The following is a 15,857-nucleotide window of genomic DNA, read 5'->3' on the forward strand; positions in this document are numbered from 1 at the left end:
TTGCAGTGGTACTGCCACATTTACAAATTGTTGTCGGAAAAACAACTCCTGTCTAAATTCTCTCCACGGGACCTGCTGATGCATTTGCTGGAAATCAAAAAAGTGAAGATCAATGACTCATGGCATACTGCGGAAATAACAGGTAGAACCCAAAAACTGATCGAGAAATTGGGTCTACATATTACGTAAATCTGGCGGAGTTACAGGTTAATTTCTGCACAACTCCTGCTCGAATCTTGATACAATGAGCATAGAACAAGAGGGGATAGCGTCTTGTATAAAACCGTGAAAATATCCGGCAGGAGGTGATTGTTGATGCAGGAGATTGTTAGGCTGATCGCGAATTACACTGCAACCGTAGCAGAAGCCATTGCAGTGCTTTTTATTATCTTCGGGATTGTGGGAGCCGTATTCATCTATATAAAAAAAGCGACTCTCTTCCATCAGAACTACTGGGCGATGTCGGACAGCAGGACACATCTCGGGCATACCTTTATGTCGCGCTTGAGTTCCTGATAGGCGCTGATATTCTGAAGACAGCGATTTCACCGACATGGGAAGATATCCGGACAACTGGCAGCGATTGTAGGCATACGAACGGTATTGAACTGTTTTCTGTCGAAAGAGCTGAAGGAGATGGAAGCAGCCTCAAAAGCCACATGCCCTTAGGGGGTCCCCCTGCATTCCGCACAATACCGGCTTACGGACTCTTTGATTCTCCGGGTTTTGCGGTCTCCTCGACCTTTGTCCAGGTCTTGTCGGGATTGAATAGCTTTAACGCCTCTGCAGAGTGCTTTGTAGTTTTGCCAAGATTTTTTTGGTAAATGATACCCTCCTGATTTACCATAAAAGTCATGACGCCGGAATTCCCGTATTCCGCAGGGTAGGCAATGATCGCAAATCCGAGGATCATTTTCTCCTTAACCACATAATTGTACGCCCCTCCGTGCGCATGTTTGCCCTGACCCTTCAGGATCGTGAAATAATACCCGTGGAACGGCTGGAGGTCCGGATTGGCATACCCTTCCTTTGCAGCCTGCGCGACCAGTGGTCCGAGAGGACTCTCTTCCCCGCCTTCCTCAGTTTCCCAGTAGAGGCCGTCGCGTTTCCCTTCGGAGCTTATTATTCTCTGAGCAAACTCTACCTTGCCGCTGCCGCCGCAATCCTTTGTCGCATACTCATGCTGGGCATCGACATATGCGTGCAGCACTTCCATGACGTGCAGTTCGTTTCTGCCTATTCTCCGGTTCAGGATCTCCTTTTTTCCTTTTTGCGTGTCGAATACCCATACTGAGTCCTTCTTCACAATCGGAATAGGCAGAGGCCAGCTGTCAGCGCCTACAGAAAGGATCATAGTGCCGTCTGATTTCTGCGAAAGGCTGTGCATCTTGTGATATGCCCTGAGGAATTTTTCACGGCCGGTCCTGTCCGACGCTTCATCACCGGAAGAGATCAGTTCCCTGCTCCCGGGACCAAGAACCGCAAGCATTTCATTCAGGTCATGAGACTTGACTGCAGCGACAAGGGATTCCACTGCTTCGTCAGGGGAGGGAAAGTTCTTCTGCGTTATGCTCTCTGCCTGAAGGGTTGCGGCAATTGCCGGCAGGCATACTGTGAAGGCAATAAGGCATGAGAGCACAGTCAACCAACGTGTCGTTCCCTTTTTGCGAGCAGTCACCCTATTCATTTGCTTTCTCCCTTGTATATCTGTCATCCCTGGAAAAATGCGCGACGGATTGCTCTTCTCACCTGCGGAACACTCCTCCTCTCCCGCTGTCCCTGAATCCGTCGTCCTGCTGTCTTATACTCCTGCCCGGACGTATTACATCTATATTCCTGCGGCTTTCATTCCCCCGTTCGCTCGCTCTCCGCTCAAAACTTCCGTTGCCGATCCCCCTGAAGGGAGTATCCCGCGTCGGCGTTTGTTGAAATGTTTTTGGTGCAATTCTGACACCGGGAGCAGGCGATCCTTTCCGGATACCGACGGGACGCTTCGGAGATTCCGATGCCTTTTTCCTGTAACTTCCCGACGGGTATCCCCGCATTTCCTGACTTGCCGGTGATATGCTCGACGCCCTGGGTTTTGACCCGATGAAGCGTTCACTTGTTCTCCTGTCCCGATAGGCGACCCCTTTTCTGTGACTGGGGTCGTGACGCCAGAAAACCCTGCCGGAATCACGCCTATCGCGGTGCCTGTGGAATCGTTTTGTTTTATGGACATCTATATAGATATGCCGGACATGCCAGTCGAACCATGTCCAGGACCAGAAACCGATTCCAAGAAAAATCGGGGGGCTGTAACTGATATATCCGCCGGAGTAAACAAGCCCCGGCGGGTAGTACCAGTAATAGGGTGGATAGGCCGGATACCACCACGGTCCGTATACGTAAAGAGGATCATAGATCGGGATATAGATGGTGCGCGTTTCAATCGGCTCGATTCTGATAATCTCCCGCTCAATGATTACTTTCTGTTCTGCAGTAGACTTGAGATTTCCCTGATCCCGGGCTTTTTCGCGCAGTTCCTGGATGACATCCATAGCTTCCCCTTCCTGGACCAGAAAAGCGTCTCCCAGTTTCCTGGTCTGGTCCAGTTTCTCACTCATGGCGAAGAGGATATCCGGGAAATGACAGAGCGATTTTACGCTCGGGTCCCAGGACTTCAGCTGCAGGGCGTTGTCCAGTGAATCGCCTTTTAATTCCCTGTTCTGACGCAGCCAGCGCTCGGCCTCGACCACCTCAAGCGGATAGGTAGATGCCATCAGTATCTGGGCGATCAGCGAGTCGGGATAAAGCGCGATTGGAGCAAGCATCTGAGCAAGCTCTTCCTTGCTGAACTTTTCAGGCTGCTCAAGCGTATCGAAATCCTGGGCAGGCAGCCAGCCAGGTATCATAAGCATGGCGATGATGATCCATGCCAGACTTGCCATAATCATTCGCGTACTTCTCATCGTTTCTCCTTTTCCTGCGCTCCTGAAAAATCCGGACATCCCGGAAACCCTCACCTGATTTCCGTGAACGGCTTGGAATCATCGGGAGCTCTTCTTTTTATTGTAACAACAGCAGGGAAGGCAAACAAGGCCGGCATGGGAAATCAGCATCGGAAAGGAGGATTCAGGAAACGCGTTTCCAGCTGGTGTAGGTACTATACACCCCTCCGTTTTCGAAAATGTTTGACAAACAATTTAGAAAGTAATTACTATAAATATAATAAAAAAGAAAGGTGCGTGATAAAGATGAAGCCCTTTATAACATTTCCCGCCGTTGACAAACAGATATGCAGCAATTGCAGCATTACGCTGGGGTTAGATAAATTATCGAGAAACGTGGTAGATATGAGAGAAGACGAATGCGGCATGCCGGCAGTGATCGTAAGGTGTCCGGTATGCATGACGCTGCTTGAGTGGGAAACAAAGGGAAGCTGAGATGTTCTGCACAAGAGACAGAAAGGAACTCCCGGACTGTCTCTTTTTTGCGCCTCCATTTGCTTGAGAGGCAGTCGCGCAACGCAGCTTTTTCGTGATTCCCGCCGGCTGAGGGGTGCGCATTCCGAAGGCTGTCAAATTTTTTTCTTCTCAAAAGGAATCCCGTAAGCTCACTTGACAGGAATCACTGTTCAGCCTACACTGTGTATATGAAAACATTGAAGCATTTCAGCAGCTTGCTGTTCACAATCGCGTTCAGCATTGTATTGTCAGGCTGCGCGCACCTGCAGAGTCGTGACATTGTCTATCAGAATTCTCCCATCAGCAGTCTTATGGCAGGTGTGTATGATGGAGAAACCTCATACCGCACAGTAAGAGCACACGGGAATTTCGGATTGGGGACGTTTAACGGTCTTGACGGGGAGATGGTCGGCCTGGAGGGCGAATTCTTTCAGGTAACCGTTGACGGAAAAGTGCATCCGGTTAATGATTCCATGAAAACCCCTTTTGTGGTGGTGACTTTTTTCGAGCCTGATCTTACATTCCGGATCAGCAGCGTCTCTACCATGAAAGAACTGGAACAGTATCTGGATGCGCAGCTGCCCTCACGAAATATTCTTTATGCAATAAGAATCAACGGGATATTCGAGTATATTAAGGCGCGGAGCATTCCGAGGCAGCACACGCCGTATCCTCCCCTTGCCGAAGCAGTGCAGCAACAGGCGATCTTTGAATTCCATGCCATTGAGGGAACGCTTGTAGGATTCCGTTCCCCTGCGTATGCAGCAGGGATAAATGTCCCGGGATACCATTTTCATTTTATTTCGAAAGACAGAAAGAACGGAGGACATCTGCTTGACTGCAGCATGCAGGATGGTACCGCTGCGGTCGACAGTGCACATAACCTATATCTAACGCTGCCCGGTCACGGGGATTTTTATCGGGCGGGTCTTGCGGAGACGCAGTCAGGGGAACTGGACGCTATTGAAAAAAGCGGTTCTTTGAACAAGGAACGATAACAGTTTCTCCCCACAATAGAGACACAGCCAACCCCGGACAATGCCACATCACGAATCAATAGAAGGAGGACACGCATGGCGAAGTGGATCATTGATCCAGATCACTCTGTCGCATCTTTTGTGGTGAAGCATCTGATGGTAGCGAACGTGCGCGGCCAGTTCAACAAGATCAGCGGTACTATTCACTTTGATCCTGCTGAACCGGGAAGCGCCTCTGTTGAAGCATCAATACATGCCCCTGGAATCTACACGGGGATTCAGAAGCGCGACGACCATCTCAGGAGCCCGGATTTTTTTGATACGGCCACGTATCAGGATATTTCTTTTAGAAGCGCTAAGGTTGAAAAAAACACCGTGAATGCATTCAGGGTGACCGGCGAGTTGGTCATTCATGGAGTTGCCAGGGAAGTAACGCTGAATGCAGAATATTTCGGTCCAGAAAAAAGCCCTTACGGCGAGACCAGCCTGGGTTTTGCCGCGACAATAACGATCAACCGTGAAGATTTTGGTGTGCGGTGGAATGTCGCGCTTGAGAGCGGCGGAGTCATGGTGGGGCGGGAGGTCAAAATCTACCTTGACATAGAGGCTGATCTCTCCGGAGAATGAGTTTTTGTCGCAGGATCATTTCGGCAGATACCATTAACGCGGTTCGGGTGATTGCTTTTCAGTAGGGCATTTAATGCCCTCAAACGCGTAGACGATTCTTTTTTCCTTTTCAAGTCGTTTTTCGGGACATGGTGTTTTTGCAAGGTTCTTTACGATATTTTCGGCCTCCACCCTGCTGAAAAGGCTGTCAAGAGATTCTGCGATACACGTTGCGGTAAGGGTGTCAAAAATCCTTGCGTTCTCACCGTCTGTAACTGTGGCATACGGAATCTGATATTCCTTCACGCTCCGTGCAAATGCAATACTGTACCGTTCCCATGATTCCATGGAAGAAGGGCTGCATTTTACCGCCATGTAACTCACCTGGGAGATGGTAAGAATAAAATCTATGCTTACTTTTGACTCGCAATTCGGTAAGCCGAGATCGAATTCCGGATCTACTTCGATATCCTCTGGTGAATATCCCTTGTCCTCGGTCAGGATTTTCCAGAAATTCAGTCGCGCGCCTTCGAGTTGTATCGCTTCCACGAATTCCTTTTCCCTGATTTTCTGCTGCACGATTTCTTCCCTGTCTTTCATCGCGGGCTCCCTTATTGAAAGTTGGTTTTTGACATGCGCATTTCGGCGGTGTATGTCATACAGTATTTCTCTCGTATTGTAAAGGATAATGATGGTTACATCAATCCCCTTTTTCTCCAATGTTCCACGTGGAACACTGGGGAATGTTTCTGTTCATCTTCGCAGGGCTGCTCATGACTGTTCCACGTGGAACACCGGGGATAACAGGTGTTGTGAGCACTACTCACCCAGATTATTCATGAAGCGTGGAATAGCAGAAGAGATGCAGTATCAGCGCATCTCTTCTGTATAGAGCAAGAAATCTATGAATAATACAGGCTAAGAATATCCGAAAAAATACACCTGCTCACGCACTATATTTTTCCAAATACATGAGAAAAATCCATGCACGAAATAGCTCTTGTCAGTACTGCGCATATAAGGTATAGTATCTTAGCAATGCGCATCGATAAGCTTGAATTGATCGGCTTCAAGTCTTTCGGGGAGAGAACCTCATTCAACTTCCATCCCGGTATTACCTGTATCGTTGGCCCGAACGGGTGCGGAAAGAGCAACATTGTTGACGCGTTCCGGTGGGTCCTTGGAGAACAGAGCGCGAAGAGCCTTCGGGGGGAAAAAATGGAGGAGGTTATCTTTAACGGATCGGTTTCGAAGAAACCCAGGGGGATGTCAGAAGTGACCCTTGCCATTTCCGGGCTCAACAGCGCATCGCAGGCAGAGCAGGGAGATAACGGAGAAAGTTCGGGGGATACCGTAACGGTTACGAGGAGGCTTTACCGGTCAGGAGACAGTGAGTATCTGATGAATAAGAGCCAGTGCAGGCTGAAAGACATAAAAGACCTCTTTCTTGATACAGGGCTTGAAGTGCGAAGCTATTCGATCCTTGAGCAAGACAGGATAGCGGAGATTCTGAATGCAAAACCCCTTGAAAGAAGGTTCCTGATCGAGGAAGTCGCCGGGGTGATGAAATATAATGTCAGAAAGAAAGAAGCCCTTTCCAAGCTCGACTCATCGAGGGCGAACCTCCAGAGGATCAATGATATTATTATTGAAGTAAAAAAACAGATCAGTTTCCTCGACAGGCTGGCAAAGAAAGCGGAACGATACAAGAAACTCATCTCTGAGATTCATGCCATCGAACTGAAGCTTGCAAAGCGGGATTTCGAAAGTCTTCGAGAGTCCTTTCAGGCGCTGAATGCGGAATACCACGTGATCAAAGAAGAAGATGCGCTCAAACGGGCAGATCTCTCAAAGTTCGAAACTGCGGCAGAGACAAGAAGGCTCCAGCTTCTGGAAATGGAAAAGCAGGTGGATCAGGTGCAGGATAAATTCCAGAACCTTGAAAGGGAGATCGCTGACATCGAAAAAAGTATTGCGGTCGCGGGTTCAGAGGCAGAAAACTATTCAGAATACCTCTCGAAGCTGTATCAGCAAAAGGACGAATTTGGCAAAAAGGGATCTGATTTCCTGATTCGGAAACACGAACTGGAGCAGGCGGAAATTGATCTGCATGAGGAAATTCAGCGACAGAAAGAACTCTTGGAAGACAAGGCTGATTTCATCCGCGCTCAGGAGGAAGAACTCTCGGACAAAGAGGAACTGCTGGAGGGAAAAAGGCGGGAGATCTTCAGGATATCGGAGGAGCTCAGCTTCCTGAGAAACAACCAGAACAAGCTCCAGGCAGCGTTTGAAAACCTGAGGCACCGTGAAGAAACGTCCCAGAAGGACTCGGAACATCTCAAAAAGATACTGGGAGAACTGGATGCCTCATTGAAGGACCTTGAGGCAAACCTTCTCGAAAGAAGCAATGACATTATGCTTCTGAGAGAGAGAAAGGAAATAAAGGTCAAAGAAGCTGCGGCGGCGAACAACCGGATGGAAAACCTCAGAGAGACATTATCCAAAGTGAAAGAGGAACTTGCCTCCCACATATCACGGGTCGATTCCCTGAGAGAAATCGTATTCGATGAATCAGCGCAGGAGCTGTTGTCCGGTGAGGCGGGGTTTCACATGATTGCGGCGATTTCTGATGTCATCGAAGTTGACGATGAATATGAAAAGGCAATAGAGAGCGTGCTGTCTGAAAAGGTGAATTCCTTTGTCCTTTCCTCATACCATGATATCGAACATGCCATAAAAATATTAAAAGACAAGGGGTTAGGAAGAACAGCCTTTTTCCCTGCCGATGCAGTGCATTCCGCCGGACCACAGGATGAACCGGAAGGGGTGCTGGGAAGAGCGAGCACATTCCTGAAGGCAAAAGAAGGGTTTACGGAGATTGCCCTGAGTCTTTTTCAGAATGTATTTGTGGTTCCCGACCTGAAGGCAGCGCTGACCCTGATTGCCGTAAACAAGAGGCAACTCTATGTAACTATGGACGGAGACGTTGTGGAACCTTCCGGTGCGGTGATCGCAGGAGAAATTAAGGGGATTTTCAAAAGGAAAAGGGAGATACGTGAACTCGAGGACGCGATAGAAAACAGTAAAAACAAAATCCAGAGCCTCCAGGCTGAATTGAATGCAATCCTGCACGTGATTGATGCTCTGCAGAACGAAACAAAGGGAATAGAAGCCACGATCATTGAGAGAGAAAAAGAAGTATCTCTCAAGAAACTGACCGCGGACAATTACCGGGAAGAAAAAGAACGGAGGAGCAGAAAACTTGCCTATCTTTCCCTTGAGCTGGAACAGATAATGAGGGAAAAGGAATCTCTTGAGAAGCAGCTTGCCGAAAAGGAAGCGGAGATTCAGTCTGCCGACCTGAAGAGGGGTGCATCGGAGGAGATGAGTGCGAACCTGTATGAGGAAGTATCGCAGAAACGAGCAGGAATCGAGGAGTATCGTTCCGAGGCCACCGAGATACGGCTCGAAATAACCTCACTGAAGGAGAGGGGAGAGTCAGTCAGCAAGGAAAGAGAGAATATCGCGCGGGAAATCAGCGAGAGCGCGAGGAAGCAGGAATTTCTTGCAGAGGAGATCACCTCGGTAAAATCCCGCATAATGCAACGGCAGGAAGAGATCAAGGTGAATGAGGAGAAACTGAAATCACTCGTTACCGTTGCAGATGAATACCGGCAGGAAATATCCCGGCAGAGGGAAATCATCAGTAACGAAAATCATGAGCTTCTTGAGGCAGAACATGAACTGAAGAGCCTCAGAGCCCAAATAGAGACTTTTTCCCGGAGGATCTCCGAACTCGATGTCCAGAAGGCGGAGCATAGGCTGAAGATGGAGGCACTCACTGAAAACATCAGGCAAAATTACGGGCTTGCAATAGATGCCCTTGAAGCAGAACCGTTTACTGAGGAAGACGAAATACAGCTTGCAGAGTTGCGGCAGAAAGCGCAGGAACTCGGGCCCGTAAACCTTGGAACCATAGAAGAATACGAAGAACTGAGCAACCGGTATGAATTCCTGAAAAATCAGCAGGACGATCTGCACAAGTCAATTGCCGAACTCGAAGAAGCCATAGTAAAAATTAACGTGACGACCCGGAAAAAGCTTAGGGACGCATTTGAAGCATTGCGGACGAAATTCGCAGAAGTTTTTATCAAGCTGTTCGGTGGGGGAAAGGCTGAACTGGTAATGACGGACGAAAACAATATCCTCGAGACAGGCATCGACATCATAGCCCAGCCTCCCGGAAAAAGACTTCAGAATATCAGCCTTCTCTCAGGCGGTGAAAAAGCGCTTACCGCCTTATCCCTTCTCTTTGCAAGCTTCCTGATAAAGCCGACACCCCTCTGCATTCTGGATGAAGCGGACTCTGCCCTGGATGAGATGAATACCGACAAGTTCGCAAAGACGGTAAAGGAGCTTTCAAAAGATACGCAGTTTATCGTTGTCACGCACAACAGAAATACGGTAAGCATCGCCGATTACATTTACGGCATCACAATGGAAGAAGCGGGGATTTCCAAGGTGATCTCCATGCAGCTCGTTGAAGCATGATATCCGGGGGGTAACCCCTGATACGGGCAAGGGATGACCCTCACGCGCGTACTCACCAGAAATCTGTGCATGTAGAGATAGCTTTTTTACGGGAACACCGCATATTATACAGATATGAGCACCGGTTTAACCCAGATTGCAGACAAGTTTCCGGACCTCAAGATCTCCATCGAGCCGGAAGACCTGATATGTTATGGATTTGATGCATCCGGAATCGAGACAGCTCCCTCTGCGGTAGTCTGGCCGAAGAATACCGAGGAAGTTGTCAGACTGATGAAATATGCATACGATCACAGCATTGCAGTGGTCCCGCGCGGTGCCGGCACAGGGGTAACCGCAGGAGCAGTCCCGTCGAAAGGAGCGGTTATCCTCAGCTTTGAAAAGATGAAAAAAATCCTCGAGATCGATTCTGAAAATCTTGATGTGCTCTGTGAACCGGGAGTCATAAACGGAAAGCTCCAGAGCGAACTTGAATCGATGGGACTCTTTTACCCACCTGACCCTGCGAGTATGAATTTCTGCACCCTTGGGGGGAATGTCGCAGAAAATGCAGGGGGCCCGAGGGCCCTGAAGTACGGAGTGACCAGGGATTATGTGAGGGAAATGGAATGTGTACTGCCGAACGGGGAGGTAATCACTACAGGGGTGAAGACCTCCAAGGGAGTCGTCGGGTATGATCTGGCACGGCTCCTGATCGGATCGGAAGGGACACTTTCTGTATTTACGAAAATACGCCTGAAAATCTTGCCTTTGCCGGATGCGGTAGTCACGCTGCTGGCGATTTTTCCTGCGCTTGAAACATCAGGCGATGCGGTAACCAGAATCATCTCGTCCAGGATAATTCCGAGGACCCTTGAATTCATGGACAGGGAGGCAATCGCAGCGGTCGAAAACTTCAAGCCTGTCGGGCTTCCAAAGGATGCGGATGCGGTACTTCTCATTGAGCTTGACGGGCATCCTTCCACAATAACTGACGAGGCCGAGAAGATCGCCGAGATATGCCAGAATCTCGGGGCCGAGATACGAATGGCAGAAGATGAAGATGCGAGAAACCTGCTCTGGGTATCGAGACGGGCGATTTCGCCGGCCCTTTACAAGATAAAACCTACCAAGATAAACGAGGATATCGTAGTCCCGAGGAACAGGGTTACCGCGATGCTGAAGTGTCTGCGAAGGCTTTCAGAGGAAAGCGGCATAAAAATAGTGAATTTCGGCCATGCAGGCGACGGCAATATCCATGTGAATATCATGGTTGACAGGGCAGACAAAGAAGAATATGAAAAAGGGCTTGGCCTGGTAGAAAAGGTATTCAGGGAAACGCTTTCTCTCGGCGGAACTATCTCCGGCGAGCATGGAATCGGTCTCACAAAAGCAGGGTATATCGGAATGGAACTTTCCGAAAAAGAGATGGAAATCATGCGTTCTATAAAAAAGGTCTTTGACCCGCAGAATATCCTGAATCCGGGCAAGATATTCCCGCGGTAACCCCCTCCCTGTCCCAAAGGTGTTCCGGAAAATGTCTGCATCATCCTTCATTACATTTCTCAGGAGAGTGTCAGTGCAACAAGATCCCCGGTTTTTAAGAGAACTCCAAAGAAACAACAGGCGTTGCTCATTGAAAACACCTCGTGACTTCCCTATACTATCACTCAAGACATCAGGGGGTACTGGTTCACTACAAAAGAGCGGAGTCGACCTGGTCATCTCATGAAGCAGCAGGTTCCCATGAAGACAGCATATCACCATCATCATGCTACAGGATCGTGTGGCGTCGGATTCGTCTGCAACATAACCGGTAAAAAAACCCATCAGGTGGTTCAATGGGGGGTAGAGGCGGTGAAAAACCTTACCCACAGGGGCGCTGTGGGTGCAGACGGAAAGACCGGAGACGGCGCAGGAGTGCTGTTTCAGGTACCGAAGGGTTTTTTCCGGCAAGTGATAGAAACGTCGGGATTCACTCTTTCGGATATCGATAATCTGGCCGTAGGCGTCGTTTTTTTCAGGAACCGCAGAGAAGAAGAGATCGAAAAAATCCTTCATGCCCAATCTGTGAGGACTATAGGCTGGAGGACTGTTCCGACACGCAAGGATGCCCTTGGATCGGCAGCCCTTGCCGCAAAGCCGGAGATCAGGCAGGTCTTGCTGGATATGGAGAATATTGCATACGGGAAACGGGAAATCGCGCTCTATTTAGCCCGGAGAATGATTGAAGAGGCCTGTGCAAGCGACGCGTATGTCTCATCGCTCTCATCAAAAACCATCGTCTACAAAGGGATGCTGGCAGCGACACATCTCGAACGTTTTTATCCCGACCTTTCAAATCAATTGGTTGAATCAGCCTTTTGCCTGTTCCACCAGAGATTTTCTACCAATACTCTTCCGGACTGGACACTTGCGCAGCCGTTCAGGGTTCTGGCACACAACGGGGAGATCAACACGATACAGGGGAACAGGAACTGGATCCGGGCGATAGAGCCGGATCTCCGGCACGAAATATTCGGAGAATACGGGGAGCGCATCAAACCGATCCTGTCCGGCGAAGAGAGCGATTCAGCATCGCTTGACAGGATTATCGAACTCCTTATGCTGTGCGGTTTTTCGCTTGAGCACGCAGTCAACCTGTGCATCCCGCAGGCATGGGAATGCGGTGATTTTGCAGACCAGGAAAAGAAAAGGAGCACAGAAGCCTTCTTTGAATACCAGTCTTTTCTGATGAAGCCGTGGGATGGACCTGCAGCGGTCGTCTGCACGGACGGCGACAGAGTGACTGCACATCTTGACCGGAATGGCCTCAGGCCGCTCAGATATATCCTGACCGAAGACGGTATCCTTGTGCTGGGCTCTGAGCTGGGGATGATAGACCTGGGGCGAAGGGAAATACGAAAAAAAGAACGGCTGGGACCCGGCGATACCCTCACGGTGGATTTCTCGAAGGGCGAAGTGCACACTACCGATCATGTCGTCAGCGTGCTGGCAAAGCAGAAACCGTACGGGGAATGGACGGACAGGTATCTTGTGCAGCTGCGGGTGAGCCCCGGAGAGAACAGCCCCCCGCTGTCTGATCTCACCAGGCAGCAGATCGCGTTTGGCTATACCTCGGAAGAAATAGATTTCAGCCTGCGGGGAATGGCAGAGACGGCAAAGGAACCGACCTTTTCCATGGGTGACGATACACCTGTCCCGTCACTTGCGGTGCAGCCCCAGCTTTTTTTTCGCTATTTCAAACAGAGATTTTCACAGGTTACCAATCCGCCGATCGACTCTGTAAGGGAACGTATGGTGATGTCCCTGAGGATGAACCTCGGCCATAAACGCAACTTCCTTGTCGAGACTCCCGAACATGCGAAGAGATTACAGCTCGATTCCCCGATTTTGCTTGAAGGCCAAATGAGGAGTATTAAACGCCAGACAGTATTCACCGTGAAGAAAATCTCTCTGACCTTCCCCGTGACAGACGCAGGGGGTCTTCTTCAGGCTGTCAGAAGACTTGAAAAGGATATCGTGCAGGCGGTGAAAGGGGGCGCAGAGATCGTCATCCTTTCAGATACCGGGATCTCGGCGGAAACAGCGGCGATACCGGGCCTGCTTGCAACAGCGGCCTCTTTTGCAGCACTCCGAAGGGAAAGGCTTGCCAACAGGGTCAGTGTAATCATCGAAACAGGAGAAGCCAGGGATGTCCACCATATGGCCTGCCTTATCGGCTATAATGCTTCGGCGGTATATCCCTATCTTGCGTTGCAGACAATCGGAGCCCTGTGCGAACAAGGGGTCATTCCTCTTTCCTACACCACGGCTTCCGCACATTACCGACAGGCGCTCGAGGAAGGGCTTCTTAAGGTGATAGCAAAAATGGGTATTTCTACCCTCAGTTCTTATTACGGGTCCCATTTGTTCGATATTATCTGTCTGAACAGCGACGTTGCAGAGGAATTCTTCCCGGGGACTCCTGTGACGATCGAATCAGACGGATTACCCGAGATTGAACAATCGCTCCTGCTGCGTCATTCAGAGGGGTTTGCCCCGGCCGGGCCTGTGCTCCGGAATACAGGCTCTCTTAAATTCAGAAAAGGTGGGGAGCTTCACGCCTGGTCGCCTCCTTCCATCGTAACGCTGCATAAATTCCTCAGGAGTCAGGATACAGACGCCTACCGGGATTTCTCAGGGAAAGCCGATGAACACGCGGTCTTTATCAGGCATCTTCTGCAGTACAGAAAAGGAAATCCCGTGGCCCTTCATGAAGTCGAGCCGGAGGAGAATATCCTGAAGAGGTTTTTTTCGGGGGCAATGTCTGTGGGAGCGCTTTCTCCCGAGGCACATGAGACGATCGCAGAGGCGTGCAACAGGCTCGGGATCAGAAGCAACAGCGGAGAAGGGGGGGAAGACCCTCAGCGATATTTCACGATCAAAAACAGCGCAATCAAACAGATCGCTTCAGGGAGATTTGGCGTTACCCCGTCATATCTGGCATCTGCAGCCGAACTCGAGATAAAAATGGCGCAGGGGGCAAAGCCGGGTGAAGGCGGACATCTTCCTGCAGACAAGGTTACCGGGTACATCGCGACGCTCCGGCACTGCTGTGCCGGCAGTGTCCTCATATCCCCTCCGCCCCATCATGACATCTATTCCATAGAAGACCTTGCACAACTTGTCAATGACCTTAAAGAAGCGAATCCCACGGCGAGGGTCTGTGTAAAACTGGTTTCCGAGGCTGGGGTCGGCACAGTTGCCGCAGGTGTGGCAAAGGCGTATGCCGATATTGTCCAGATAAGCGGCTGCGAAGGAGGCACAGGAGCGGCTTCGCTCAGTTCGATAAAAAATTCGGGGAACTACTGGGAAATAGGGCTTGCAGAGACGCAGCGGGTGCTGATCGAAAGCGGACTGAGGGACAGGATAACCGTACGGGTTGACGGCGGACTGAGAACAGGGAGAGATATAATCATTGCAGCACTTCTTGGCGCAGAGGAGTTCGGGTTCGGGACCGCAACAATGATTGCCGCAGGCTGCATCATGGCAAGGCAGTGCCATTCCAATACCTGTCCGACTGGCATTGCCACGCAGGACGAAAAACTCAGAAAGAGATTCAGGGGAAAGGCCGATGACATTTGTTTATACTTCAGGACCCTTGCGCGGGAAATAAGAATGCTGCTTGCCGAAATGGGAATGAAAGGCCTTCAGGAGATAATCGGGAGAACAGAATTGCTTGCCCCTGTTCCTCCGGACAGCGGACCTGCTTCCGGGAGAATCAGGCTGGAACGGTTCTACCACACATACCCTGAAGATCTCCCGAGAACCTGTTCTTCAAAAAGAAACGACAATCCCGCCGTCTCGCTGAACAGAACGCTCGTCAGGGACTTGCTCCCGTATATTGAAAACGCAGAACCTGTGGAAAGGGAATACACAATAAGAAATGTCGACAGGAGCATCCCTGTCAGCCTGAATTATCATATCGCTCTACGATACCGTGACAACGGCCTTCCGGAAGACACCCTCAGGCTGACCTTTCGGGGAACTGCGGGACAGAGTTTCGGCGCGTTCACGCACCGGGGCCTTTCTCTCACCTTAATCGGCGATGCGAACGACTATGTCGGAAAAGGGATGTATGGAGGGCGAGTAGTGATCAAGCCGGACCGTATGCGGGATTCTTATACTCATGTCGTTGCGGGAAATACTCTGCTCTATGGTGCCATTGGCGGAGAATTTTATGCAGCGGGAAGGGTCGGCGAACGTTTTGCGGTGCGGAACAGTGGCGCGACAGCGGTTATTGAAGGTGCCGGTCATCATCTCTGCGAGTACATGACACGGGGCACTGTGCTGGTATTGGGCGAACCTGGCTACAACGCAGGCGCAGGAATGACCGGGGGAACCCTCTATGTGTACGACGAGCGAGATACGCTTGCCGGGAAAGTGAATACCGCATATGTCCAACTGTTTCCGCTGGAAGTCAGGGAGGAGATTTTGGGCCTGAGGCTTCTCCTTGAGCGCCACCATAAATACACAGAAAGCAGAAAGGCAGCGGATATCCTGAGCCGCTTTCAGGACCATCAGCATCTCTTCAGGAAGGTCATCCCAAGGCATTTCTGTCCTGTATAGCAGGGATTCACAAAAACCTTTCAGCGCACCGCAGATGCAGTGTCCGAAATTCCCTGATGTCTTGCGGAAATCCGGGGAACAGTTGCATAACCCTTTTTTGCCCGGTATCATTGAAATATATGCGGTGGGCGCGTAATGCGTTGCGCAGAAATACCACAGCATAAGGCGCTTCACCCATGAGACTGGC

11 protein-coding genes are annotated in these 15,857 nt (G+C 50.2%); 8 read left to right on the plus strand and 3 right to left on the minus strand.

Features of this window, described 5'->3' with window-relative positions:
• The 3 genes from AB1552_08340 to AB1552_08350 all read left to right on the plus strand — a co-directional run.
• A partial coding sequence (locus tag AB1552_08340; protein ID MEW6053780.1) for a hypothetical protein occupies positions 1-189 on the plus strand: 189 nt, incomplete at its 5' end.
• Positions 190-315: 126 nt separating this feature from the next.
• The gene (locus AB1552_08345; protein ID MEW6053781.1) at positions 316-516 is read left to right on the plus strand and encodes a hypothetical protein; all 201 of its coding nucleotides are present in this window, start codon (positions 316-318) and stop codon (positions 514-516) included.
• Between the two features lie 75 nt (positions 517-591).
• Positions 592-669 (plus strand): hypothetical protein, encoded by a 78-nt coding sequence (locus AB1552_08350; GenBank protein ID MEW6053782.1) that lies wholly within the window; start codon positions 592-594, stop codon positions 667-669.
• 31 nt (positions 670-700) lie between these two features.
• On the opposite strand, the gene AB1552_08355 is transcribed toward AB1552_08350, so the two are convergent.
• Both AB1552_08355 and AB1552_08360 read right to left on the minus strand, forming a co-directional pair.
• Positions 701-1,687, minus strand: a complete 987-nt coding sequence (locus AB1552_08355; GenBank protein MEW6053783.1) for a DUF2950 domain-containing protein — start codon at positions 1,685-1,687, stop codon at positions 701-703.
• Between the two features lie 58 nt (positions 1,688-1,745).
• A complete protein-coding gene (locus tag AB1552_08360; protein MEW6053784.1) occupies positions 1,746-2,951 on the minus strand; it encodes a DUF3300 domain-containing protein in 1,206 nt (401 codons plus the stop codon).
• Positions 2,952-3,634: 683 nt separating this feature from the next.
• Here AB1552_08360 and budA point away from each other — a divergent pair.
• Both budA and AB1552_08370 read left to right on the plus strand, forming a co-directional pair.
• Positions 3,635-4,444, plus strand: coding sequence for an acetolactate decarboxylase (budA, locus tag AB1552_08365; protein ID MEW6053785.1), 810 nt, complete (start codon positions 3,635-3,637; stop codon positions 4,442-4,444).
• A 75-nt stretch (positions 4,445-4,519) separates the two neighbouring features.
• A complete protein-coding gene (locus AB1552_08370; GenBank protein MEW6053786.1) occupies positions 4,520-5,050 on the plus strand; it encodes a YceI family protein in 531 nt (176 codons plus the stop codon).
• 33 nt (positions 5,051-5,083) lie between these two features.
• Here the strand turns inward: AB1552_08370 and AB1552_08375 are convergent, their stop codons facing one another.
• A complete protein-coding gene (locus tag AB1552_08375; GenBank protein ID MEW6053787.1) occupies positions 5,084-5,629 on the minus strand; it encodes a type I restriction enzyme HsdR N-terminal domain-containing protein in 546 nt (181 codons plus the stop codon).
• A gap of 384 nt (positions 5,630-6,013) precedes the next feature.
• On the opposite strand from AB1552_08375, the gene smc reads away from it, so the two are divergent.
• The 3 genes from smc (at position 6,014) to gltB (ending at position 15,670) form a co-directional block, all read left to right on the plus strand.
• Positions 6,014-9,580 (plus strand): chromosome segregation protein SMC, encoded by a 3,567-nt coding sequence (gene smc / locus AB1552_08380; GenBank protein ID MEW6053788.1) that lies wholly within the window; start codon positions 6,014-6,016, stop codon positions 9,578-9,580.
• 114 nt (positions 9,581-9,694) lie between these two features.
• Complete coding sequence (locus tag AB1552_08385; GenBank protein MEW6053789.1) at positions 9,695-11,065, plus strand: FAD-linked oxidase C-terminal domain-containing protein; 1,371 nt, start codon at positions 9,695-9,697, stop codon at positions 11,063-11,065.
• 240 nt (positions 11,066-11,305) lie between these two features.
• Positions 11,306-15,670, plus strand: coding sequence for a glutamate synthase large subunit (gene gltB / locus AB1552_08390; GenBank protein MEW6053790.1), 4,365 nt, complete (start codon positions 11,306-11,308; stop codon positions 15,668-15,670).
• Positions 15,671-15,857 lie beyond the last annotated feature (187 nt).

The organism is Nitrospirota bacterium, assembly GCA_040754395.1.
GTDB lineage: Bacteria > Nitrospirota > Thermodesulfovibrionia > Thermodesulfovibrionales > SM23-35 > JBFMCL01.

Coding starts and splice junctions, on each gene's coding strand:
- AB1552_08345 (MEW6053781.1), top strand. CDS start 316: ATGCAGGAGATTGTTAGGCTGATCGCGAATTACACTGCAACCGTAGCA.
- AB1552_08355 (MEW6053783.1), bottom strand. CDS start 1,687: ATGAATAGGGTGACTGCTCGCAAAAAGGGAACGACACGTTGGTTGACT.
- AB1552_08360 (MEW6053784.1), bottom strand. CDS start 2,951: ATGAGAAGTACGCGAATGATTATGGCAAGTCTGGCATGGATCATCATC.
- budA (MEW6053785.1), top strand. CDS start 3,635: ATGAAAACATTGAAGCATTTCAGCAGCTTGCTGTTCACAATCGCGTTC.
- AB1552_08370 (MEW6053786.1), top strand. CDS start 4,520: ATGGCGAAGTGGATCATTGATCCAGATCACTCTGTCGCATCTTTTGTG.
- AB1552_08375 (MEW6053787.1), bottom strand. CDS start 5,629: ATGAAAGACAGGGAAGAAATCGTGCAGCAGAAAATCAGGGAAAAGGAA.
- smc (MEW6053788.1), top strand. CDS start 6,014: ATGCACGAAATAGCTCTTGTCAGTACTGCGCATATAAGGTATAGTATC.
- AB1552_08385 (MEW6053789.1), top strand. CDS start 9,695: ATGAGCACCGGTTTAACCCAGATTGCAGACAAGTTTCCGGACCTCAAG.
- gltB (MEW6053790.1), top strand. CDS start 11,306: ATGAAGACAGCATATCACCATCATCATGCTACAGGATCGTGTGGCGTC.